Genomic DNA, 23,276 nt, shown 5'->3' on the forward strand with positions numbered 1-23,276 from the left:
GCCTCTTAGATGAGGCCGTGTCGCAGGGCGTAGGCCACCGCGTGGGCCCGGTTGCGCAGATGCAGGCGGCTGGTGATGTCGTGCAGCACGTTCTTGACCGTCCGCTGCGAGTAGGAGAGCTTGCCGGCGATCTCGGCGGTGTCGAAGCCGTCGGCGACCAGGCGCAGCACCAGGATCTCGCGCTCGGCCAGCCCGGTGAAGGTCAGCCCGCGCGGCGCCAGCACCTGTCGCTGCACCCGGCTCACCTGGGTGAGCAGCCGGCCCAGGAGGTCGGGCGGCACCGCGCCGTCGCCGGAGGCGGCGCTCGTCACGACCGCGACCAGCCGGTCTGCGGTAGCCTCGGACCGGCGGACCAGCCCGGCCACGCCGATCTCCACCACGGCGAGCAGGTCGGCGTCGTTGAGCTGGGTGGAGACCACCACCAGGTTCTGCAGTCCCTCGGCGCGAAGGCTGCGCAACATCCGCACGGTCTCGTCGGTGACCGCGTCGGTGACCACAATGGCCACCTCGGCCTCGGCGAGCTCATCGGCGGCGACGACCCTGACCTCGGGCCGGGGCCGCAGCTGACCGGCGATGCCGGCGTGCGAGATCGGGTCGTCGGCGTAGAGGTAGACCGGAATTCTGGTGGTGACCACTTATCTGCTCCCCGCTGGTTTGAAGCCCGGAACGCCTGGGTAGAACAACAGAGCCGATTTTGGGCTTCGTGATTCATCGTCCACTCAACGTGGACTCAACGGCCCTCACGTTCTGCCCGATGGGGTAGCCGAGCGTCCGGTCCCCTCCGCCCGGAAACCCTCTACGGTCTGGCGCATGACCACGTACGCGGTGCTGGAGCAGACTCCGCTCGAAATTCTGCCAGGCAACGAGCTGACCTGCGCGTTGACGGTGCGCAACAACTCCGATGTGGTGGAGGCGTACCGCTTCGAAGTGGTCGGCGAGGTCGCACAGTGGACGGTCCTCGACCCTCCGGAGCTGAGCGTCTACCCGGGCACCGAGCAGAACGTGACTGTCAGATTTCAGCCACCTCGCTCGTTCCGGGTCCGCCCCGGGGAGATCCCGTTCGCGGTGCGGGTGCTGCCGGCCGAGCGTCCCGGCGACTCGGTCGCGCCCGAGGGCTTCATCACCGTCGGCGGGTTCACCGAGACCTCGGCCGAGATCACCCCGCGTACGTCGAGCGCCCGGCGCAACGGCAAGCACGAGGTCGCCGTCGACAACCGGGGCAACGTGCCGATCCTGGCCACGATCACCGGGATCGACCCGGACGACCAGCTGAAGCTGCGGTCCCGGCCCGAGCGGATCACCATCCAGCCCGGCTCGACCGAGTTCGTCAAGGTGATCGCCCGGCACCGGCGCCGGCTCTGGCAGGGCGAGCCGGTCACCCACCCGTTCCAGGTCGAGGTGGCGGCGAGCGCGCTGACCGAGCCGCCGCTCCCGGCCGAGCCGCCGATCATGCTCGATGCCGGCGCGGTGCAGACCGCCCTGATCCCGCGGGGCGCGCGCATGCTGGCGTTCGGGCTGCTCGCCCTGGCCGTGCTGGCCGCCGGCGCCTGGTTCCTGCTGCTGCGCCCGGCCGTGAAGTCGGCGGCCGAGGAGGCCGTGGCCCAGCCGCTGAAGGAGGTCGCGGCCAAGGCCGACAGCGCCGGCAAGAAGGCGGACGACGCCAAGACCAAGGCCGACACCACCGAGCAGGTGGTGGCGAACGGCGGCGCCAACGGCGGCGCCGTGAAGAAGCCGGGCGACGGTGAGGCGGTCACCACCCGGCTCGCGCCGACCACGATCAACCTGCAGACCACCCAGGCCGCGAGCAACACCGCCCGGACCGACTCGCACACCGTCGGCAAGCGCACCACGCTGGTCCTCACCGACCTGGTGCTGCAGAACCCGCAGGGCGACGAGGGCCGGGTCGACGTCCTGGTCAACGGCCGCGCCATCCTGACCTTGTCGCTGGCCAACTTCCGCGACCTCGACTACCACTTCGTCACCCCGTTCGAGGTGCCGGCCGAGAAGAACCTCACGCTGCGGACGGTCTGCCAGAAGCCGGGCACGCCGATCGTCGGCGCGACCGCCGGTCAGTGCCGGACGCTGATGTTCGCGACGGGCACCAACAAGGTCCGCTCCGGTGGTGGCACGGCCGCGGCGGCGACCACGCCGAACTGAGCCGGGGTGGGGCCAGCACCACCACCGGCCGGGATGCTGACCGGATTCTTCGAGACCCCTCGTCTTCGTACGGTTTGAAGGACTGAACCGTCGGAGCACGAGGGGATTCTCATGTTCGAGAACAAGCGCTGGATGGTCCGGGGCGTCGCCGCCACCGTGGCGACGGGTCTGGCCGTGGCCGCGCCGGCCGCCGCCTGGGCCGGCACTGACGATCGCGATCGGGCCGAGCTGCGCGACGCGGTGGGCGATCTGCGGGCGCTGGGCGTGACGGGCGTTCAGGCTCAGGTCCGCGACGGGCGCCGGGATGTGGTCGTCAGCGGGGGCGTGGCTGACGTGCGTACCCGGAAGGCCATGATGGACGACGGGCGCTTCCGGATCGGCAGCGACACCAAGACCTTCGTCGCCGTGGTCGTGCTCCAGCTGGTCGGCGAGGGCAAGCTCGCGCTCGACGACCAGGTCGACCGGCTGCTGCCCGGCGTGCTGCGCGGGAGCGGCAACGAGGGCCGCGGCGTGACCGTGCGCCAGCTCCTCCAGCACACCAGCGGCATCTACAACTACACCGACGACCTGCCCCAGCTCGCGTCGGCCGAGGGGTTCCGGGCCGGCCGCTTCCAGCACTACGAGCCGCGCGAGCTGGTCTCGATCGCCACCCGGCACGAGCCGTTGTTCGAGCCGGGCGCCCACTGGTCGTACTCGAACACCAACTACGTCCTGGCCGGGATGATCATCGAGCGGGTCACCGGGAGGTCCTGGGACGACCAGGTCGCCGCCCGCGTCCTGCGCCCGCTCGGGCTGCGTGACACGTCCTACCCCGGCGACGACCCGGGCATCCCGCGACCGTCGGCCCACACCTACCACCAGTTCGCGCCGCGAGGACCGCTGGTCGACACGACCCGGCTCAACACCACCGCCGCCGGTCCGGCCGGCGGGATGGTCAGCACCACGGCCGACATCGCCCGGTTCTGGCAGGCGCTCCAGCGCGGCGACCTGCTGCGGCCGCGGGAGATGACGGCCATGCATCACACCGTGCTGGCCGAGACGTTCCAGAACGAGATGCCCGGCTTGCGGTACGGCCTGGGCATCTTCCACGTCCCCACCGACTGCGGCGGCTACTGGGGGCACCCCGGCGACGTGCCGGGCACCAGCATGGTCAACGGCGTCACCCCCGACGGCCACAAGGTCGTCGTCCTCTACCGCACCACCGGCCTGGCCGACTCCGGCGCCGTGGACGCCCGCTCGTTCGGCCTGATCGACGAGGTCCTCTGCCACTGATCGATCATTTCCATAGATGCATGTATATTTGCACCTTCAAGTTTCGCGGAGGGTGGAGGGTCCATGCGCAGACGAACTCGGGTGTACGGAGCGGGGCTGCTGGCCGCGACGATGGTTCTCGGCGGTGCGCCGGCCGTCGTCGCGGCGCCGGCCGGGGTGACCGGCGACGCCTACGCGTATGTCGACAACCGGCCGCCGGCCGCCGGGAAACGCGCGCCGGTGGCCCTGTTCCGCCCGGACGGTCCGCTGGCGACCGGGCTGTCCAAGGACCCCGACCAGGCGGCCCGGCAGTACCTGACCGGGAACGCGGCGCTGTTCGGCGGCGTCGGCGAGCTCGACACGATCGCCCGGTCCCCGATCGGCGGCGGCACGGTGGTCCTGCTCCGGCAGCGCTTCGGGTCGTTGCCGGCGGCGCACGAGGGGCTCGCCGCGGTCGCGGTGCGCGACGGTGACGTGCTCCGGGTGACGTCCTCGCTGAGCCCGCGGGCCGAGGCGCCGGCGCCCGCCCGGCTGACCGCCGACCAGGCCCTGACGGCCGCGCTGGCCGACGCCGGCATCCCGCGCGATCGGCTCGCGAGCCACCGGGTCCGGCTGGTGGCCATGCCGATGCCGGGCGCGGCGGCCCGGGCCGCCTACCAGACGGTGATCATCTCCGCCGATGACGAGCGGCCGCTGGCGTACACCACGTATGTGGACGCGATCGACGGCCGCGTGCTGGTGCGCGAGAACCTGGTCGACTTCGCCGACGACGATCCGCACTGGAAGGTGTTCCCGGTCGGCTCACCGGCCCGGTCAGAACTCTGGTGCACGGTCGCCGCGGCGGGCTGCGACCGGGTCGTCCAGGACCCGGCGACCGGCTCGCACTGGGACGCCGACCCGGCGACCGGGCAGCCCACCCTGACCTCCCGGGGCAACAGCGCGGAGACCGTACGGGCCTGGGGCAACGGCACCCCCGAGACGTACGCGCCGGAACGCGCCGACCGCGAGTACGACTACCCGTTCACCAACCAGTGGGCGGAGTCCCGGTGTGACCCGGCCGCCCTGACCTCCCCCGAGCGGATCGACGCCGACGCGGCCACCGCCAACCTGTTCGCGATGCACAACCGCCTGCACGACTGGGCCTACCACCTGGGCTTCACCGAGGCCACCTGGAACCTGCAGCGGGTCAACACCCGGCCCGGCGGCCTGGGCGGCGACCCCGAACGCGGCAACGCCCAGCAGGGCGCGGCCACGGTGACCACCCGCAACAACGCCAACCAGACCTCCCCGCCGGACGGCGTGCAGCCGGTCACCAACCTCTTCCTCTTCCAGCCGACCGCGGGCGCCATCTACGCGCCGTGCGTGGACTCGGCCTTCGACATGACGTTCATCGCCCACGAGTACGCGCACACGATCTCGAACCGCATGATCGCCGGCCCGGACACCCGCCTCAACTCCAGCCAGGGCAACGCGATGGGCGAGAGCTGGTCCGACCTGATCGCGATGGAGTTCCTGTACGAGCACGGCCTCACCCCGCCCGGCAACTCCCCGTTCGTGATCGGCGGCTACCTGAGCGACGAGCCGGTCAGCGGGGTCCGCAACTACGACATGAGCGACAGCCCGCTGAACTTCTCCCAGATCGGCTACGACCCCAGCACCAACCCGCACCCGGTCGGCGAGATCTGGAGCGCCACCAACGCCGCCATCCGCCAGGCCATGATCGACCGGTACGGCGCCGGCGACCGCGCGTCGCAGGAGAGCTGCGCGGCCGGGACCACCCCGGTCGAGGAGTGCCCCGGCAACCGCCGCTGGATCCAGCTGGTGCTCGACTCGTTCCTGCTCCAGGCCAACGGCGACCCAAGCATGGTGGACATGCGGGACAACCTGATCGCCGCCGACCGGCTCCGCTTCGGCGGCGCCGACGAGGATCTGCTCTGGACGGTGTTCGCCTCGCGCGGCCTCGGCGCCGACGCGGTCAGCGGCCCGAACGACGTCGACCCGGCCCCGAGCTTCCGGTCCCCGCTGGGCGGCAACGCGCGGGTGACGTTCCGCCCCGCGACCGACCGCCCGGCCAAGCTCTACGTCGGCGACTACGAGTACGGCGCGGTGCCGGTCGCCGACACCGACCCGGCCACCGCCCTGCCCGACACGGTCAGCATGGTTCCCGGCGAGTACCGCTTCCTGGCCGCGGGCCCGGGCCTGGGGCACGCCCGCTTCACGAGCACGGTCGGCGGCGACGTCACCCTCGACCCGGCGCTGGGCCCGAACCTGGCCTCGACCGCCGCCGGCGCCACGGTCACGTCGCCCCACGGCAGCCAGCCCCAGCTGCTCACCGACGACAACGAGCGAACCGTCTGGACCGCGACCGGGGGCGCCGCCGGCCGGATCGCGACCGTCGACCTGCCCGGGACGGAGTCCCACCTGATCGCACGCCTCCAGCTCAGCGCGGTCGGCGCGACGTTCACCGCGGTGCGATCGTTCGAGATCCTGGCCTGCGACGCGACAACGGGCGCCGACTGCGCGACCGACAACGGCTTCCAGCCGATCTACCGGAGCCCCGACGACGCCTTCCCCGCCGCGCGGTTCCGCCCGAAGGCGCCCCAGCTCACCCTGAAGTCCTTCGCCATTCCCCCGACCCCGGCCACCCACCTGCGCTTGCGCACCCTGACCAGCCAATGCACCGGCACGCCGTTCTACGCCGGCGAACAGGACAACGACCCGCGCGCCGCCACCGACTGCGCCACCACCAGCGCCCAGCGCGGCACCATCACCCTGGCCGAGTTCGAGGCGTTCACCGCGCCCTGACTCACCCCAGCGCGTAGAGCAGCGACGTCGAGCCGGCGGCCAGAAGCAGGCCGATCGCGGCGGCGCCGATGACCAGCTTGCCGCCCAGCGCGACGTCCTCGCGCCGGGCGGCGAGCACGTCGGCGTGGCGGGTGGTGGTGAAGACGCTCAGGCCGATGCGGTTCGGCGCGAGGCCGTCCGGGGTCAGCCGGCCCAGGGCGAAGACCTCGCGGCCTCGCGGGAGGCGGATCTCGGTGAGGCGCAGGACCTCGTTCCGGCCCAGACCGTCGATCACTTCCCGGGGTACGACCGGAGGCAACGTCACCGCGGCCGACCGCCGGTGGGCCACCGTCGTCTCGATCGTCGGAGCCGCCTCGGCGCGGTCCGGCCGATACACCAGCCGCGGGTCGACCGGCAGCCGCCCGGTCCCGTCGGCCAGCGCGGGCCGGCCCGGCGACATGGTGTCGAGCAGCAGGTCGTGGCCGCTGTCGTCGGCCCGGCTGGGCTCGCGCTCGAGCCGGACCCGATACCAGACGCACTCCTCGCCGGAGAGCGGGCCGACGACCGGGCCGGCCGGGCCGTGCTCGGTGACGCCCTCGACCGCCACCCGGCCGGGGCCGGCCAGCTCGCCGATGGCCGTCGGGCGCACCCGGCTCAAGGTGCGCGCCTCCCGGCGGTCACCCAGGTTGATCAGCAGGAAGATGCCGGCGCCGGCCGACAGGAGGGCGCCCAGACAGAAAATCAGCGTCGCCGCGGTGACCACACGGTCACGGTAGCGGGGCCGGGCGAGGCCGGGCCGGCGCGCGGTTCCACCACAGGGACAGGCCGACGCCGGTGAAGGCCAGCAGGACGGCGGCCAGGACGAAGAACACGGTGAGCTCGGTCTTCTGCTTGTGCAGGCCGATCTCCTGCGGCAGGTCGCCGAGCACGTCGGTGAGCTGGCCCGCGTCCTGAGCCCGGAAGTAGCGCCCGCCGGTCAGGTCGGCCACCTTGGTCAGCGCGTCCTCGTCGATGTCGAGGGCCCGCCGGCCGCCGCGGAAGCCGCCGCCGCCGAAGGCGCTGCCGGGGCGGCCGAACTGCGGGCCGGGTCCGATCTGGTCGGCGGTGCAGACCATCGGGGCCGGCTCGGTGGTGCCGAAGCCGATCGTGAACACCCGCAGCCGGCGGGCGGCCGCCTGCTCGGCCGCGGTGACCGGGTCGACCCCGGTGGTGTTGGAGCCGTCGGTGAGCACCACGATGGTGTCCGGCTGGAACGCCGTCGGGTCCTGGTTCGGGTCGGGCTCGCCGAGGTCGACACCGGTCCGCGCGACCTGGGGGTTCGACTCGGCAATGGCGTCGATCGAGGTGAGGATGGCCTGGCCGATGGCCGTACCCCGGGCCGTCTTGAGGGTGTCGATGGCTTCGAGCAGCTTGTCCTTGTCGGTGGTCGGCGGCACCATCAGCCCGGAGATGCCCGAGAAGGTGACCAGCCCGATCCGGGTGTTGCGGTCGGAGTTCTCGACGAAGTCGTGTGCCGCCTTGCTGGCCGCGGTCAGCCGGTTGGGCTGCACGTCGGAGCTGCACATCGACGACGAGACGTCGATGGCGAGCAGGATCGAGGTGTCGTTGGACGGCACCGCGATGGTGGCCTCGGGGCGGGCCACGGCCCCGGACAGCGCGACCAGGCCAGCCACGAACAGCGCGACCGGGATGCGTCGTTTCCAGGAGCTGCGGCCGGGCAGGGCGGCGCGGATCAGCGCGACGCTGGAGACGGTGATCGCGGTGCGCTTGCGGCGCCGGTTGAACCACCAGCGGGCCAGGAACAGCAGCGGCACGGCCAGCACCGCCAGGAGGGCCGGCGGCCAGGCGAAGGACATCAGACGATCCTCCCGTGCCAGCGGAGCCCGAGCAGGGCCCCGGCCATCAGCAGGAGCAGGGCCCCCGCCGCGGCCCAGGCGGTCAGCTCGACCGGCTCCTTCTTGGTGGTGAGGCGCAGGTCGATGGAGTCGGCCGCGCCGGCCAGCGCGGCCGGGTCGCCGGCCCGGTGGTACGCGCCGCCGGTGGTCTGGGCGACCGCGGTCAGCACCGACTCGTCCAGCGCGGTACCGAGCTGGTAGCCGTCCACCTCGACGGTGGTGCCCCGGTCGGTGCCGATGCCGACGGTCTGCACCCGCACCCCGGCCGCCGCGGCCAGCTCGGCCGCCGCCTCGACGTCGGGTCCGCCGGTCTGCTGCCCGTCGGAGAACATCACGATCGTCGCCGAGGGCCAGTAGCCGAGCGATCCGGCGGTGGCGTCGGCCGAGATCGGCCGGCCGGTGATGGTGCCCAGCGCGACCAGGATGGCCTGGCCGAGCGAGGTGCCGCCGCCGGTGCTGACCCGGTTGATGGCGGCGATGGCGGCGGTGTGGTCGTCGGTCGGCGCCTGGGTGACCAGGGCCTGGTCGCCGAAGGCGAGCACGCCGATGTCCACGGTGTCCGGTTGGTCCTCGACGAACCGGGCCGCCGCCTGCTGCGCGGCCGCGAGCCGGGTCGGTGTCACGTCGTCGGCCTTCATGCTGTTCGAGGCGTCGAAGGCGAGCATCACGGTGCCGGCCACCCGCGGCACGCTGAGCTCGGCCTCGGGGCGGGCCAGGCCGACGAGCAGCACCGGCAGGGCGGCCAGCAGCAGGGCGTACGGAAGATGGCGCCGCAGCCGGCCCCCGGCGAGCGACCCGAACCCGGCCGCGGCCAGCGCGGCCGCCCGCCGACGTTGGAGGGCGACGTAGCCGGCCACCGCGGCCACCGTGACGACCACCGCGACGGCGAGCAGCAGCGGGTAGACGACCGTCATCGCCGCCTCCGCCCGGAGTGCCGCACCATGCCGACCAGCGCGGTCAGCAGATCCTGATCGGTGGTGATCCGGTGTGGTTCGACGCCGGCCCGGCGCATCGCGTCGCCCAGCTCGCCCTCGCGCGCGTCCACCTGCGCGGTCAGCCGGGCGCGCAGCAGCGGGTCGCTCGTGTCGACCATCAGCTGCTCGCCGGTCTCGGCGTCTTCGACCAGGATCACGCCGAGGTCGGGCAGGTCGAGCTCGGCCGGGTCGACCAGCCGCACCACGACCACCTCGTGCTTGTGCGTCAGCATGGTCATCGGCCGTTCCCAGCCCGGCTCGGCCAGGAAGTCGGACAGCACGAAGACCAGGCTGCGGCGGGAGGCGGTGGCGGCGGCCAGCCGCAACATGGCGCCCAGGTCGGTGGTCTTCCCGAAATCCGACTTCGCGGGGGTACGGAGGAGCTCGCCCGCGATCCGCAGGATCTGGTTCCGGCCGGTGCGGGGCGGGATGACCTGGTGCGAGTGGTTGTCGAAGAGCACCGCGCCGACCCGGTTGCCGCCCTGGGCGACCAGCCGGGCCAGGCTCACGGCCAGGTCCGTGGCCACCGGCTCCTTGCCCTTGGCGCCGCCGGCCCGCATCGACGCCGACCGGTCGACGACCAGCCACGCGGTCAGCTCGCGGTCCTCGGTGTACTGCCGGACGAACGGTTCGTCGAGGCGCGCGGTCACGTTCCAGTCGATGTGCCGGACGTCGTCCTCGAGGGCGTAGAGGCGCAGGTCGGTGAAGTCGATCCCGGTGCCGTGCCACACCGTCCGGTAGGCGCCCTGGAGACGCCCGTCGAGGCGCCGCCCGAGTTTCCACTCGAGCCGCCTCAGCAACCGGTCGGGGGCTGACGTCATGACCGCCTGCACCGAGCGGCAGAGCCCGGCGGCTGCGGACGGCGCCGCAGGCGAGGGCCAGAAGGGCATGACAGAAGCAACTCAGCCATGGTCAGCGGCCCCGGCCCGCGGGCTCCGGCACGGGTGTGCCGGCCAGGATCTTGGACAGGATGTCGTCGGGCGTCACGTCGTCCGAGAGCGCCTCGTAGGACAGGACCAGGCGGTGGCGCATGACGTCGAGGGCCAGGTCGGAGAGGTCGTCGGGCACCACGTACTCGCGGCCGCGGAGGAAGGCCAGGGCCCGGCCGGCCAGCACCAGGTTGATCGACGAGCGCGGGCTGGCGCCGTACTCGATGTAGCGGCCCAGGTCGGTGAGGCCGACCCGGGCGGGTTCGCGGCTGGCGTGGGCGAGGTTCACCGCGTACTCGATCAGCGACGGGTCGACGTACACCTGATCGGCCTGAAGCTGGAGCCCGGCCAGGGTCTCCGGGTCGATGATCCGCTGGATCACCGCGGCCGGCGCCAGCGAGCGCTCGACCACGACGAACTCCTCGGTCACGCTCGGGTAGCCGACCAGCACCTTCATCATGAAGCGGTCGACCTGCGCCTCGGGCAGCGGATAGGTGCCCTCCGACTCGATCGGGTTCTCGGTGGCCATGACCAGGAACGGGTTGGGCACCTTGTGGGTCTCGCGGCCGATGGTGACCTGCCGCTCCTGCATCACCTCGAGCAGCGCGCTCTGCACCTTGGCCGGCGCGCGGTTGATCTCGTCGGCGAGCAGCAGGTTGGTGAAGACCGGGCCGAGCGACACCTGGAACTCGCCGGTCGGCTGGTGGTAGACCCGGGTGCCGAGGATGTCGGCGGGCACCAGGTCGGGGGTGAACTGCACCCGGTGGAAGTCGCCGCCGATCGCGGCGGCCAGCGACTTCACGGCCAGCGTCTTGGCCAGGCCGGGCACCCCCTCGACCAGGATGTGGCCGCGGGACAGCAGCGCGACGAGCAGCCGCTCGAGCAGCACATCTTGCCCCACGATGGTCTTCTTGACCTCGTAGAGGACCTTCTCGACGGGACCGGCCGCCTCGTTCGGTGTCATCCGCACGTCCTTCTTGCTATAGAGGTGGTCCACGGCCGTCTCCGTTCCCGTCGCCCCCGCCGAGCGCCGCGCCGATCGGCACGGCGAACCCGATGCCGATGAAGGTGCCGGCGTCGGTCGGGTTGGCCAGCGACACGACGATCCCGACGACCTGGGCCTGGTCGTTGATCAGCGGCCCGCCGGAGCTGCCCGGGTTGACCGCCGCGTCGAACTGGATGAGCCCGGTCATGGCGCCGGCTTCGCCCTTGGCCGCCCGGTCGAGCCCGGACACCACGCCGTCGGTGGTGCTGGCGGTCAGGCCGAGCGGGTTGCCGATCGCCACCACGTCGTCGCCGACCTGGACGCCGCCGCCGAGCGCGGCCGGCACCACGGTCTCGGGCAGCTTCTGGGGCCGCAGGGTGGCGATGTCCTGCTTGGGGTCCTCGCTCGCGATGGCCGCGGCGGCGCTGCCGCCGTCGGCGTACCGCACGGTGATCGCGTCGGCGCCGGCCACCACGTGTCGCGCGGTGAGGATGGTGCCGTCGGCGTTGACGATCACGCCGGTGCCGATCGCCGACTCGTCGTTGGCCCGGCCCTCGCCGCTCGCCTCGATGCGCACCACCGAGGGCAGCAGGGTCTGGTAGACGTCGGCCACGCCGAGCGGCGCGTCCGAGGCCGAGGGCGAAGGAGCGGGAGCGGGGGGTACGGCCTGAGGATCGTCGCCGTCGCCACGGAACAGGACCACGGCGGTGATGGCCACGGCCCACACCACGACGGCGCCGATCAGGATCCGGCGCCGGAGCCCGGAACGCCGGGGACGCGGCTCGGGCGGGGACGCGGGCGCCGCCGGGTCTTCACCGACGACACCCAGGTCGGTGATCACGACGCGCCCGCCGAAGCCCGCATACCAACGACTGTAGGAGCGTTTCCTCAAAGTTGACCCGGAGGCGGTCCGGCTTCTGCCAGGTTGTCAGCCTTTACCCAGGAAAGTTGACGCTTCCACCATCGCCCGGTCACCCAGCGTTCGCGTTCCACACCACCGTGTCGGCCTCGTAGCCGTCAAACTTGATCACCTGGGTGATGGTGAGGCGGGCGATGTTGCCCTTGTCGGTCAGCACACACAGCACGGTGCCCTTGCGGACGTCCTTGACCTCTTTCCCGCCACCGGCCAGCGCCCGCTCCTTGCAGTCGGCGAAGTCGGGCCGGCGGTTCCCGGTCCACTCGGCGATCCGGCCGCTCTGGTCGTAGTCGGAGACCGGCCCCTTGGCCGTCTCGATCCCGCTGAGGCCGCCGGCCGCGATGTCGCCCTCCTCGTCGACCGTGGTCGTGCGCGGTGGCGCCTGGTCCAGGTCGGTCTGGGTGTCGAACTCCTCGCGGAAGGAGATCGAGTTCTGCCAGCGGACCGAACCCTCGGCCGCGGCCGGCGCGCTGACGGCCGGAACGGAGGACGTCGCCGCGGGAGCCGGGGTGGCCGGCGCGGGGGTGGTGGGCACCGGCTGAGGAGCGGCGGCGGAGGGCGGTTTGTCGTCCGGCGTGGACAGCAGTTGGAGCACCGCCACCAGGAGGGCGGCCGCGGCGACCAGCACGCCGACGAACTGCCACCAGGGCCGGCCGTGCCATTTGGTCGGCGAATCGGTCATGCACGCAGTATCGGGCACAACCATGATCGAATGCGGCCCCGCTCCTTCTGCTGGAGAGCGGGGCCGCAGTCACGCGGAGGCGTTGATCAGGACTTGTTGCTGCAGCCGCCGTTGCCCTCGCCGTAGCCGAAGACACCGAGGCCGACGCCGCACAGCACGTTGAGCTGGTTGGTGATCGGGACGGCGATGTTGTTGCCGGTCAGGAAGCCGTAGCTGTCGTCGCTGCCCTGGTAGATGTTGTCGTCGTCACCACCGGCCATCGCGGGCGACGCGAAGGCGAAGACGGCGGCGGTGGTGACGCCGGCGATGGCCAGGACGGACTTGAGGCTCTTCATCAGGTTCCCCTCGTGAGTTACCGGTTCGGTGAACTCAACGTATGCCCCATTTGTGGCTTATGTGGGGGAATGGGGAAATTAGTCCCGGTTCTTACAAGCAGCGGCCAGCGCCTCGAGCTCACGCATCAGGTTGTCGGTCCGCTCGGCCCCGAACGCGGCGGCCACCTCGGCGTGATGGCCGGCCGCGCGGCGGTCGAGCCGGGCGACCAGGTCGCGGCCCAGGTCGGAGAGGTAGACGGCGACCCGGCGGCGATCGGTGGTGTCCTGGCGACGATAGACCACGGCGTCGTCGACGAGGCGGCCAACGGCCTTGGTCAGGGTCGGATGAGCCATCAGGACGGCCTCGGCCAGATCGGTCATCGAGTGGCCGTGGCCGTCGGAGAGGGCACGCAGGATGCCCGGCGCTGGACCACCTCCTGGCCCTGCACGTGGCGGTGGTGGTGCACTACGTGGTGCGGCGGGGCAGCCGGGACTGGCTGAAGCATCTCGTCGTACCCGTGATCGGGTTCTTGATCCTGCTGTACGTGGTGATCAACGCCAAGGTGGCCGCGCAGGTCCTCGGATTCGCGTGGCTGGGCGTCGGTGTCATCGTGCTGATCGTGTTCTACCTGACCGGGCGCCGACCGGCGCTGTCCGGACTCGCGGCCCAGGAGGTCGAATGACCGACGTCGTCAGCTACCGCCCCGATCCCGCCGACCTGGCCTACACCTTCGGCGGCCGGGAACCGGTGCGGCGCGTCCGGCCGGGCACGATCCTCGAGCTGTACACCGAGGACTGCTTCGGCGGCCGGGTCCGGACGGTCGACGATCTGCCGTCGCGGGTGTGCGAGTTCCCCTACCTGAACCCGGTCACCGGCCCGTTCTTCGTCGAAGGCGCGGAGCCCGGCGACACCCTCGCCGTGCACTTCGTGTCGATCACGCCGGCCCGCGACTGGGCCGTGTCGTCGACCTTCCCGCACTTCGGGGCCCTGACCGGCACGCACACGACGGCCACGCTGCACCCACCGCTCGACGAGCTGGTCTGGCGTTACGACGTCGACGTCAGCGCGGGCACGGTGCGTTATCAGGCCCGGCGGGGCGACTTCAGCGTCGATCTCCCCCTCGACCCCATGCACGGTACGGCCGGAGTCGCGCCCGGCGCCTTCGAGAGCCGGATGACGATCGTGCCGGACGTGCACGGCGGCAACATGGACACGCCGGAGCTTCGGGCCGGGGTCACCGCGTACTTCGGGGTGAACGTGCCCGGCGCCCTCTTCGCCCTCGGCGACGGCCACTGCCGCCAGGGCGACGGCGAGGTGTGCGGCACGGGCGTGGAGGCGGCCATGCACACGGTCGTCATCCTCGACCTGGTCAAGGGGGCCGGCACGCCGACGCCCCGGCTCGAGACGGACGCCGCGCTGATGTCGGTCGGGTCGGCGCGGCCGCTGGAGGACGCCTACCGGATGAGCCAGCACGACCTGGTCACCTGGTCGGCCGGTCTGCTCGGCCTGGACCAGCTGGACGCCTACCAGCTGATCAGCCAGGCCGGCCAGGCGCCGGTCGGCAACGTCTGCGACCCGAACTACACGATGCTGGCCCGCGTGGACAAGCGCTACCTGGGCCCGGCGCTCGCCTACGAGGGCGTGCACGGCCGCCTCCGCGCCACCGCGGCCGGCTACCTGGCGGCCCGGTAGGGCGGCGCTCTTCTCAGGGCGCGCCCCGGCCGTCGGCCACGAGGGAAGCGAGGTCGACGTAGTAGCGGCCCGACTCGGTGTGCTCGCCCAGCAGGATGCGCCGGGCCGTGTCGGTGACGAGCGCCGCGCCCAGCGCCACCCCGGAGGCCAGCTGCGGCCAGCCGCTCAGGGTCACGCCGACCTCGGTCAGTGACGCGGCCATCCGGGCGCTGATCCGCTTCTCGTCCACGATGGACAGGATGAACGGCACCTTCTCCTGGGCGGTCAGGCCGGCCAGATCCTCGGCCCGGGTCGCGCCGATCAGGCCGTGCAGGATCGGGCGGTCCGGTTCGAGGTCGAAGCGTTCCACGTCGAGCAGGCCGCGGTCGTTGGTCTCCATGATCACCGGAATGCCCAGGGCCCGGGCCCGTTCCCGGACGAGGACCTTCGCGGCCAGGTCGTCACACTCCTCGACGACCAGGTCGAGCCCCGACAGGAACTCGTCGACCCGGCCCGCCCGGAGCCCGTCCCGGTGCAGGTCGAGCTCGAGCCACGGGTCGATCCCGGCCAGTTCCCGGGCGGCCAGCACGGTCTTCTCGACACCCAGGTCGGCGACCCCGCCGCGCAGGCGGTTCAGGTTGGACAGGCTCAGCCGATCATGGTCGGCCAGCCGGAACGAGCCGCCTACGCCCTCGAGCGCCAGCGTGACCGCGGCCATGTTGCCCACCGACAGGCCGACCACGCCGATCCGGGCGCCGGCCAGCCGTCGCTGCTCGTCGGGCGTGATCTTGCCGCGGTTGCGGTCGGCCCGCACCTCGCGGAACTCGTCCCGCGGCAGCAGATGCACCAGACGCCGGCTCCACGGGTAGTACACCCACGTGCCGTACCGCGCCGGGTTCCGGCCGTCGAGGTGCTCGGCGACCCGGCGGTCCGACTCGGCCTCGGTGAGCCGCTCGCCCGGGTGGCGGATCGCGATCAGCTCACGAAGTTGATCGAGCAGCGTGTCGTGGACGTCGCCGGGCAGGTCCGGTCGCCGCCCCTCGTAGCGGATCGGCCGCCAGGTCATCCGTGCTCCTCCCCCGTGCCGGTCACACGGGGGAAGAGGCTAGAGCCCTTCACGACGGACGACTGTCCGACGAGCGACAGGCGCTAATTCCGGACGATGTTGTGGTTGATCCGGAACAGGTTGTCCGGGTCGTGCTTCTCCTTGACCGCGACGATCCGGTCGTACAGCTCGGCGCCGTAGACGTCGCGCAACTCCCCCGGGGTGAGCGCCTCCTCGGGCGAGACGAAGTTGACCATCCGGCGGGGGTGGGCCCACGGCGTCATCCCGGTGATCACGCCGGCCAGGTGACCGTGCATCGGGGCGGCCGCGTCCGGTCCGGCGATCCCGAGCGCGAAGAGCTGGAACGGCAGGCCGCGGGAGGGCACCGCGTCCGGGGTCTCGGGCGCCCGGTCGAGGGCGCCGCCCAAGGCTCGGATCTCGATGCTGGTGAGCGGGCAGTCCGAGCGGGGGCCGGCGATCCCGGTCAGCACCGCCAGCGCGGCGTCGGGCAGCTCGCGCAGGCCCAGGCTGCGGTCGAAGTACGGCAGCGGCAGCGGCGGGTCGTGGTGGATCATGGCCGAGCCGGTGTACGGAACCTCGGCGACCGTGTCGAGGACGGTGGCGCCGAGCGCCCGCATCGGGGCCAGCAGCCGCTCGCCCTCCCCGGCCGGCCCCACATAGGAGTAGCGGACGTGGACCACGAACGCGCCGCGCAACGGCTCCGGCAGGTCCGGCAGGTCGGGGAGCCGCTGGACGGCGACCGAGGTGGTCGCGGCGTCCGGCAGCGTCGCCGCGAAGTCCCGCCAGGCCGGCAGCACCTCGGCCACCCGCTCGCCGGCGAACCACAGACCGCCGGCGTAGACCGTGCGGACCGGCAGCAGCCGGAACTCGACCGCGGTGACCACACCGAGGTTGCCACGCGAGCCGCGCAGCGCGAAGAACAGGTCGGTCTCGTCGGTGGGCGTCGCGGTGCGGAGCCGCCCGTCCGCGGTGACCACGTCGATCGAGGTGATCTGGTCGGACGCGTACCCGTGGGGCCGGGAGAGCACCGGGCTCACGCCGCCACCGAGCAGGTAGCCGACCACGCCGACGGTCGGCGACGAGCCGTTCATCGGGGCGAGGCCGTGCGGGCCGGCCGCGGCGAGCACCTCCTGCCAGCGCGGCGAGCCGGTGACGCGGGCAACGGCCCGTTCCGCGTCGACATGGACCGACGTCATCCGGTCGAGCGTCAGCAGCAGCTGGCCCTCGCCGGCGCGCGGCTGGAGATGTCCGCCGCCCCGGACCGCCACGGCCAGGCCGTTCGCCGCCGCGAAGCGCACCGCGAGCTGGACGTCGCCCGGCGACGCGGCGGCGGCCACGACGGCCGGGGTGAGCGGGGTGTTCAGGTTGAACGTGGCGCGTTCCTCGTCGTAGCCGGGATCGCCGGGCACGAAGACCGGGCCGGTGAGCTGACTTCTCAGGTCGTTGATCTGCACGCCCGGACAGACGCGGGCCCGGGCGCCGCGTTCAAGTCCGGAATCCGACTCAGGGCACGGTGACCTCGTGGAAGCGCGGCTTGTAGAGGTCGGCGTCGCCCGCGATGTCGTTCAGCGTCTTACCGTTCCAGGCGATGCTGACCAGCAGTTTCCCCGAGCTCAGCGGGTATTCGGGGTGGAGCTGCGGCGCGTACGTCTGATAGTTGGACCCGGCCGGCGAGCTGATCGTGGTCGTGCCGGTGGGGGCAGCCCAGGGTGTCGGCCGGGACTCGACGAAGACCGTGTCGCCCCAGCCGTTCCAGGGCTTGTAGGTGAGCACCCACCGGCCGTTGATCAGGCGGACGCTGGAGATCTGCGCGGACAGGATCGGCGCCGCCTGGGCCCGGTCGGTCACCCAGGCGCCGGACGCGTCCCGGAACCGCCAGGCGCCCGGCGTCTCGACCGAGCCGGTGGGCACCCGGGCCAGATAACTGCGATGCGGGGCGTACGGGTCACCGGGCGCGTTCGCGTACCCGAAGACGTACACGTAGCCCCCGGTCACGATCCCGTCCGCGCCGTACTGGGCGGTGGCCGCCGAGTCGCCGTCGATCAGGCCGGTCGACGGCGTGTTCCGCATGCCCTGGAAGGCCAGCGAGCCGTCGGCGTTGAACGCGAACTTGGCCAGCTCGACGCCGCGCAGCTGGAAGAAGTCGCTGGTGTTGCGGACCCGCTGGCAGAGCACGTAGAGCGAGCCGCCGACCTGGAACATGCCCTGCGTCCAGTACCGGTCGCCGTCGGCCGCGTCCGGCACGGCGGCCTCCCAGGTGGTCGCGCCGAACGAGCCGTTCCGGTCGACCAGGATCGTGTTCGAGATCATCCGCCAGCCCGGCTTGTAGGCGCCGGTCGCCGGGTCTTCCTCACCGATCACGGTGTCGCCGAACGACCAGTAGGTCAGCCCGTTGCCCGCCCTGAAGCTGGTGACCTGGTCACCGCCGCTCCAGGTCCAGTCGTTCCGGGCCTCGAAGAGGCTGGTGAAGCCGCCGGCCCCGGTCGGCGGCGCGAGCGGCGCCGGAACAGCGAGCAGAAGCGCGAGGAGTCCATGAAGGATCACCCCTTATTTATCGCCATTCGTCGATGAATGCGCAAGGGCCCGGCCATGGTCAGCACGGCGGCCGCGGCGATCAGGATCAGCCAGCCCTGCCAGCCGCTCAGGGCGGCCACCCACGGGTTGATCTCGACGCCCGGGCTCACCAGGACGTCGAGGTAGCCGAAGACGATCGTGTTGTTGACCGCGTGCGCGACCACGGCCGGCCAGATCGAGCCGGAGGCCAGGCGCAGCAGGCCGAGCACCACACCGAAGAGCACCACGAAGATCACGAAGGGTACGAACGAAGCGCGCGCGTCGGGACTCATCGCGAACCACGGCCGCACGTAGAACGGCAGGTGCCAGAGTCCGCCGATGACGCCGATGACGATCAGGGCCGGCCAGGTGCCCAGCCCCTCGCGGAGGCGGTTGAGCAGGTAGCCGCGCCAGCCCCACTCCTCGCAGAAGGCCAGGGGCAGGATCAGGACGAACTGGACGAGCGCCGGGCCGAGTCCCCTGGTCCAGTCGAGGTGGCCGAGGTCGGCCGGGTAGACGCCGGTGACGTGGTTCAGTGCGAGGGCCAGGGCGCCCATGACCAGGAAGAGGCCGGCGGCGAGCGCGCACCAGCGGAGCGTACGCGGAAGGGGACGGACCGGGACCAACGACGTGGCCCGCGGAAGGTCGGAGGGCCGCCACACCCATCGCGCCGCGACGAAGGTCGCGACCGCGACCGACATCATCGCGGCGAAGAACAGGATCTGCACGCCGGTGACCTGCTCGACCACCCAGAGCAACCAGGTCAGCCCGAAGGCGATCCCCAGGAAGACTCCAACGTCCCGATATCGCATGTGCAACCTTCCCGATCGCGGCCCCGACATACAGGATGACGGAGTTCACCGGAGGGAGTGGGATGCGCCCTGAGCTGGAGAGCGAATATGTGGAATTCGTACGGGGGCGGCTGGCGCGGCTGCACCGCACGGCCTATCTGCTGTGCGGGGACGGGCACCGGGCCGACGACATCGTGCAGGCCACGCTGACCGCGCTCTATGTGAACTGGAAGAAGGCGGCGCGCGCCGACAACCTCGACGGGTACACGCACCGGATCCTGGTGCGGCGCTACCTCGACGACCGGCGGCTGCGCTGGTCACGGGTCCGGCTCGGCGACCTGCCGGCCGAGACGGTGACCGTGGTCGCCGCCGACCACAAGCTCGGCGAGCGGGACGAGCTGATGGCCGCGCTGCGGACGCTGCCGAAGGGGCAGCGGGCGGTGATCGTGCTGCGCTACTTCGACGATCTGTCGGTCGAGGCCACCGCGGCCGCCCTCGACTGCTCGGTGGGCAACGTGAAGAGCCAGTGCTCGCGGGGCCTCGCCTCGCTGCGCTCGGTCCTGAACGACAAGCAACAGCTGGAGACGGGAGGACGGGCGTGACGCTGGAGCAGCAGTTGCGGGATCGGCTGGGCACGGTGGACGTGCCACCGTCCCGGCTGGACGTGGGGAACGTGCTGGCCGCGGGACGCCGGGCCGACCGGCGCCGGACCGTCCAGGTCGCGGCCGGGACGGTGCTGGTGATGGGTGCGCTGGTCGCTCTCCCGTCGGTGGTTTTCGGATCGAGGGGTACGCAGCACGCGACACCGACCCCGAACCAGTCGGCGACGGCCGGCCCGCCGCCGTCCGGCGACTGCACGCTGACCAAGCTGCCCGTCCCCCGGGCCATGAAGAACCTGAGCGCGAGGGGGGTGGACCCGACCGGGCGGTACATCATCGGCGTCAACGTGAGCGGGAAGCCCGGCCCGAAGTCGGATCCGGACTCCGCCGACCGGTCCCAGGACGCCCAGCCGGTGCTGTGGACCGACGGGAAGGTCAAGACCCTGCCGGCGCCGCACCGCTCGATCCGGCTGACCGGCGTCAACGCCGGCGGGGTGGTGGTCGGCCTGGCCGGTGACACCGTGAACGACACCGTGTGGCGGTGGGTCGGCGGGCAGCCCCAGAAGCTCCGGAACCCGGCCGGGAGCTGGGATTTCTCGTACGCCTTCGTCAACGCCCCGGGCGACGTCGTGGCCACCGGCGACACCGGCGTCCTGGTCTGGCGGGCGGGCTCGACCACCGCGACGAAGCTGCCGCTGGAGACCGGGGCCGAGGTCCGGGCGTTCACCGACGACGGCACGCTGATCGGCCAGGTGGTGTCGCTGGACCGGACCAAGGTCACCGCCTACACCTGGACCCTGAGCGGCGCCGCGACGAAGCTGACCGCCCCGGACGGCCGGAACGTGGAGATCTTCACCGCCCGCGGCGACTGGGTGACCGCCCGCATCGCACCGGCCGGCGCGGCCGTCCGGTGGAACCGGAAGACCGGTCACCTGGAGGACCTGAGGCTGCCGTTCCCGGCGAACGGCATCAACGGGCACGGCTGGGTGGTGTCCCAGGACGTGCTGGTGAAGGACACCGGTCCGGTCGGGCTCACCGACCCGACCGGCGACTTCACCGCGCCCTCGGACATCGCCGACAACGGTCTGATCGTCGGGATCCTGAACGACTACCAGACCCAGAACCCGGACACCGGCGAGCCCGACAACCAGCCGGTCACCTGGACCTGCCGCTGACGTACTCGGCCAGGTGCTGACCGGTCAGGGTCGACCGGTCAGCCACCAGGTCGGCGGGCGTGCCCTCGAAGACGACCCGCCCGCCGTCGTGGCCGGCGCCCGGGCCCAGGTCGATGATCCAGTCGGCGTGGGCCATCACGGCCTGGTGGTGCTCGATGACGATGACCGACTTGCCCGACTCGACCAGGCGGTCGAGCAGGGCCAGCAGGTTGGCCACGTCGGCCAGGTGCAGGCCGGTGGTCGGCTCGTCGAGCACGTACACCCCGCCCTTGTCCCCCATGTGCGTGGCCAGCTTGAGGCGCTGACGCTCGCCGCCGGACAGGGTGGTCAGCGGCTGACCGATGCGCAGATAGCCGAGCCCGACCTCGTCCAGGTGGGTGAGGATCTTGTGCGCGGCGGGCGTGGCCGCGTCACCGGCGGCGAAGAACTCCTTCGCCTCGGTGACCGGCATGGTCAGCACCTCGTTGATGTCCTTGCCGCCGAACGTGTACTCGAGCACCTCGGCCTGGAACCGCTTGCCCTCGCACTCCTCGCAGGTGGTGGCCACCCCGGCCATCATCGCCAGGTCGGTGTAGATGACGCCGGCGCCGTTGCAGGCCGGGCAGGCGCCCTCGGAGTTGGCGCTGAACAGGGCCGGCTTCACGCCGTTGGCCTTGGCGAAGGCCTTGCGGATCGGTTCCAGCAGGCCGGTGTACGTGGCCGGGTTGCTCCGCCGCGACCCGCGGATCGGGGCCTGGTCGACCGAGATGACACCGTCCCGTTTCGACAGCGTGTGGTGGATCAGCGAGCTCTTGCCCGATCCGGCCACGCCGGTGACCACGACGAGCACGCCGGTCGGCACATCCACGTCGACGTTCTGGAGGTTGTGGGTGTTCGCCCCACGGATCTCCATGGCGCCGTCGGGCTTGCGTACCTCATCCTTGAGCGTGGCCCGGTCGTCCAGGTGCCGGCCGGTGACCGTGTCGCTCTTGCGCAGGCCGGCCAGCGTGCCCTCGTAGCAGATCGTGCCGCCCGCCGTACCCGCGCCCGGCCCGAGGTCGACCACCCGGTCGGCGATCGCGATGGTCTCGGGCTTGTGCTCCACCACCAGGACGGTGTTGCCCTTGTCCCGCAGCTGGAGCAGCAACTCGTTCATCCGCTGGATGTCGTGCGGGTGCAGGCCGATGGTGGGCTCGTCGAAGACGTACGTGACGTCGGTGAGCGACGAGCCGAGGTGGCGGATCATCTTCACCCGCTGCGCCTCGCCGCCGGAGAGCGTGCCGGCCGGCCGTTCCAGGCTGAGGTAGCCGAGACCGATGTCGACGAACGAGTCGAGGCTGTGCTGGAGCTTGGCCAGCAGCGGCGCGACCGACTTGTCCTTCACCCCGCGGACCCAGCCGGCCAGGTCGCTGATCTGCATGGCGCAACAGTCCGCGATGCTCTTCCCGTTGATCTTCGACGACCGGGCCAGCTCACTGAGCCGGGTCCCGTGGCACTCCGGGCAGGTGTCGAAGGTGATCACCCGCTCGACGAAGGCGCGGATGTGCGGCTGCATCGCGTCGACGTCCTTGGACAGCATCGACTTCTGGATGGCCGGGATGATGCCGGTGTAGGTCAGGTTGATGCCCTCCACCTTGATCTTGGTCGGTTCCTTGTAGAGCAGGTCGTTGAGCTCGCGCTTGGTGTACTTCTTGATCGGCTTGTCCGGGTCGAAGAAGCCGCTGCCCCGGAAGATCCGGCCGAACCAGCCCTCCATGCTGTAGCCCGGGATGATCAGCGCGCCCTCGTTCAGCGACTTGCTCTCGTCGTACAGCTCGGTGAGGTCGAAGTCGTTGACCGACCCGCGCCCCTCGCAGCGCGCGCACATACCGCCGGTGATGCTGAAGCTGCGCCGCTCCTTGGTCTGCTGGCCACCCTTGTTGATGGTGACCGCGCCGGCGCCGGAGATCGACGCGACGTTGAACGAGAACGCCTGGGCCGAGCCGATGTGCGGCTTACCGAGCCGGCTGAACAGGATGCGGAGCATCGCGTTGGCGTCGGTGGCGGTGCCGACCGTCGAGCGGGGGTCGGAGCCCATCCGCTGCTGGTCGACGAGGATCGCGGTGGTCAGCCCGTCGAGCACGTCCACGTCGGGCCGGGCCAGCGTCGGCATGAAGCCCTGGACGAAGGCGCTGTAGGTCTCGTTGATCTGCCGCTGCGAGTCGGCGGCGATCGTGCCGAACACCAGGGAGCTCTTGCCCGAGCCGGACACGCCGGTGAAGACGGTCAGCCGGCGCTTCGGGATCTCGACGCTGACGTCTCGGAGGTTGTTCACGCGCGCACCGTGAACGCGGATCAGATCATGGCTGTCGGCCGCATGCACCCTGGTCATGGCGGCAATGGTAGAGGCGCTGGGCGGGGAGTGTTTCTCGATTCCTGATCAGTCCGGCCTAGGCCGTGTTTCATGACCCGACCAGGGCTGGGGGGGGGGGGGGGGGTGTAAAACCGGCGCCACGTCGCCGTGGTTGTGTTGTGGGTGGGGGACCCCCGTGTGGTCGAGGTTGTTGTTGTGGGG

Annotated in this window: 21 protein-coding genes and 1 pseudogene; 7 read left to right on the forward strand and 15 right to left on the reverse strand. The window is 71.6% G+C overall.

From position 1 onward, the window contains the following. Positions 1–5 precede the first annotated feature (5 nt). Complete coding sequence (locus AB0O15_RS36815) at positions 6–635, reverse strand: response regulator transcription factor (RefSeq protein ID WP_364328853.1); 630 nt, start codon at positions 633–635, stop codon at positions 6–8. Between the two features lie 175 nt (positions 636–810). Between AB0O15_RS36815 and AB0O15_RS36820 the strand changes: the two genes are divergently transcribed. From AB0O15_RS36820 to AB0O15_RS36830, 3 genes are all read left to right on the forward strand, one after another. Then, positions 811–2,157, forward strand: coding sequence for a hypothetical protein (locus tag AB0O15_RS36820; protein ID WP_364328856.1), 1,347 nt, complete (start codon positions 811–813; stop codon positions 2,155–2,157). 111 nt (positions 2,158–2,268) lie between these two features. Beyond that, a complete protein-coding gene (locus tag AB0O15_RS36825; RefSeq protein ID WP_364328859.1) occupies positions 2,269–3,429 on the forward strand; it encodes a serine hydrolase domain-containing protein in 1,161 nt (386 codons plus the stop codon). 63 nt (positions 3,430–3,492) lie between these two features. Next, a complete protein-coding gene (locus AB0O15_RS36830; protein ID WP_364328862.1) occupies positions 3,493–6,213 on the forward strand; it encodes a M36 family metallopeptidase in 2,721 nt (906 codons plus the stop codon). Between the two features lies 1 nt (position 6,214). Here the strand turns inward: AB0O15_RS36830 and AB0O15_RS36835 are convergent, their stop codons facing one another. The 9 genes from AB0O15_RS36835 to AB0O15_RS36875 form a co-directional block, all read right to left on the reverse strand. Then, positions 6,215–6,955 carry a hypothetical protein gene (locus tag AB0O15_RS36835; RefSeq protein ID WP_364328865.1) on the reverse strand — a complete coding sequence of 247 codons (741 nt, stop codon included), beginning with the start codon at positions 6,953–6,955 and terminating at the stop codon, positions 6,215–6,217. Positions 6,956–6,959: 4 nt separating this feature from the next. Beyond that, positions 6,960–8,048, reverse strand: a complete 1,089-nt coding sequence (locus tag AB0O15_RS36840; protein ID WP_364328868.1) for a VWA domain-containing protein — start codon at positions 8,046–8,048, stop codon at positions 6,960–6,962. After that, entirely contained in the window at positions 8,048–9,001 is a 954-nt protein-coding gene (locus tag AB0O15_RS36845) for a VWA domain-containing protein (RefSeq protein WP_364328870.1), read from the reverse strand. The genes AB0O15_RS36840 and AB0O15_RS36845 overlap by 1 nt, the downstream gene beginning before the upstream one ends. Continuing rightward, entirely contained in the window at positions 8,998–9,882 is an 885-nt protein-coding gene (locus tag AB0O15_RS36850) for a DUF58 domain-containing protein (RefSeq protein ID WP_364328873.1), read from the reverse strand. Before AB0O15_RS36850 ends, AB0O15_RS36845 begins: the two co-directional genes overlap by 4 nt. Before the next feature lie 91 nt (positions 9,883–9,973). Continuing rightward, positions 9,974–10,954 carry an AAA family ATPase gene (locus tag AB0O15_RS36855; protein ID WP_364328911.1) on the reverse strand — a complete coding sequence of 327 codons (981 nt, stop codon included), beginning with the start codon at positions 10,952–10,954 and terminating at the stop codon, positions 9,974–9,976. Positions 10,955–10,970: 16 nt separating this feature from the next. Further along, entirely contained in the window at positions 10,971–11,816 is an 846-nt protein-coding gene (locus tag AB0O15_RS36860) for a trypsin-like peptidase domain-containing protein (protein WP_364328876.1), read from the reverse strand. A gap of 130 nt (positions 11,817–11,946) precedes the next feature. Continuing rightward, positions 11,947–12,573 (reverse strand): hypothetical protein, encoded by a 627-nt coding sequence (locus AB0O15_RS36865; RefSeq protein ID WP_364328879.1) that lies wholly within the window; start codon positions 12,571–12,573, stop codon positions 11,947–11,949. An 86-nt stretch (positions 12,574–12,659) separates the two neighbouring features. Beyond that, positions 12,660–12,908: a hypothetical protein gene (locus AB0O15_RS36870; RefSeq protein ID WP_364328882.1), complete on the reverse strand. Its 249-nt coding sequence runs from the start codon at positions 12,906–12,908 to the stop codon at positions 12,660–12,662. Positions 12,909–12,986: 78 nt separating this feature from the next. Continuing rightward, positions 12,987–13,304 (reverse strand): MarR family winged helix-turn-helix transcriptional regulator, encoded by a 318-nt coding sequence (locus AB0O15_RS36875; protein WP_364328914.1) that lies wholly within the window; start codon positions 13,302–13,304, stop codon positions 12,987–12,989. Between the two features lie 20 nt (positions 13,305–13,324). Between AB0O15_RS36875 and AB0O15_RS36880 the strand changes: the two are divergent. Both AB0O15_RS36880 and AB0O15_RS36885 read left to right on the forward strand, forming a co-directional pair. After that, positions 13,325–13,570, forward strand: a pseudogene (locus tag AB0O15_RS36880) (amino acid permease); the annotation flags it as partial. Continuing rightward, a complete protein-coding gene (locus AB0O15_RS36885) occupies positions 13,567–14,580 on the forward strand; it encodes an acetamidase/formamidase family protein (protein WP_364328884.1) in 1,014 nt (337 codons plus the stop codon). The pseudogene AB0O15_RS36880 and the gene AB0O15_RS36885, both read left to right, overlap by 4 nt. A gap of 13 nt (positions 14,581–14,593) precedes the next feature. Here AB0O15_RS36885 and AB0O15_RS36890 read toward each other — a convergent pair whose 3' ends face one another. The 4 genes from AB0O15_RS36890 to AB0O15_RS36905 form a co-directional block, all read right to left on the reverse strand. Beyond that, entirely contained in the window at positions 14,594–15,625 is a 1,032-nt protein-coding gene (locus AB0O15_RS36890; RefSeq protein ID WP_364328887.1) for a ThiF family adenylyltransferase, read from the reverse strand. Positions 15,626–15,708: 83 nt separating this feature from the next. Then, on the reverse strand, positions 15,709–17,079 hold the full coding sequence (locus AB0O15_RS36895; protein WP_364328890.1) for an FAD-binding oxidoreductase: 1,371 nt from the start codon (positions 17,077–17,079) through the stop codon (positions 15,709–15,711). A gap of 49 nt (positions 17,080–17,128) precedes the next feature. Beyond that, positions 17,129–18,169 (reverse strand): hypothetical protein, encoded by a 1,041-nt coding sequence (locus tag AB0O15_RS36900; protein WP_364328893.1) that lies wholly within the window; start codon positions 18,167–18,169, stop codon positions 17,129–17,131. Then, complete coding sequence (locus AB0O15_RS36905) at positions 18,166–18,990, reverse strand: type II CAAX endopeptidase family protein (protein WP_364328896.1); 825 nt, start codon at positions 18,988–18,990, stop codon at positions 18,166–18,168. Before AB0O15_RS36905 ends, AB0O15_RS36900 begins: the two co-directional genes overlap by 4 nt. A 62-nt stretch (positions 18,991–19,052) precedes the next feature. On the opposite strand from AB0O15_RS36905, the gene AB0O15_RS36910 reads away from it, so the two are divergent. Together AB0O15_RS36910 and AB0O15_RS36915 are read left to right on the forward strand one after the other, a co-directional pair. After that, positions 19,053–19,571, forward strand: coding sequence for a SigE family RNA polymerase sigma factor (locus AB0O15_RS36910; RefSeq protein WP_364328899.1), 519 nt, complete (start codon positions 19,053–19,055; stop codon positions 19,569–19,571). Next, positions 19,568–20,743: a hypothetical protein gene (locus AB0O15_RS36915; RefSeq protein WP_364328902.1), complete on the forward strand. Its 1,176-nt coding sequence runs from the start codon at positions 19,568–19,570 to the stop codon at positions 20,741–20,743. The genes AB0O15_RS36910 and AB0O15_RS36915 overlap by 4 nt, the downstream gene beginning before the upstream one ends. Here AB0O15_RS36915 and AB0O15_RS36920 read toward each other — a convergent pair. After that, a complete protein-coding gene (locus tag AB0O15_RS36920; protein WP_364328905.1) occupies positions 20,724–23,093 on the reverse strand; it encodes an excinuclease ABC subunit UvrA in 2,370 nt (789 codons plus the stop codon). The two genes, AB0O15_RS36915 and AB0O15_RS36920, sit on opposite strands and share 20 nt — an antisense overlap. Positions 23,094–23,276: the final 183 nt, after the last annotated feature.

This window comes from Actinoplanes sp. NPDC089786, from assembly GCF_040684855.1.
Taxonomy (GTDB): Bacteria; Actinomycetota; Actinomycetes; order Mycobacteriales; family Micromonosporaceae; genus Actinoplanes.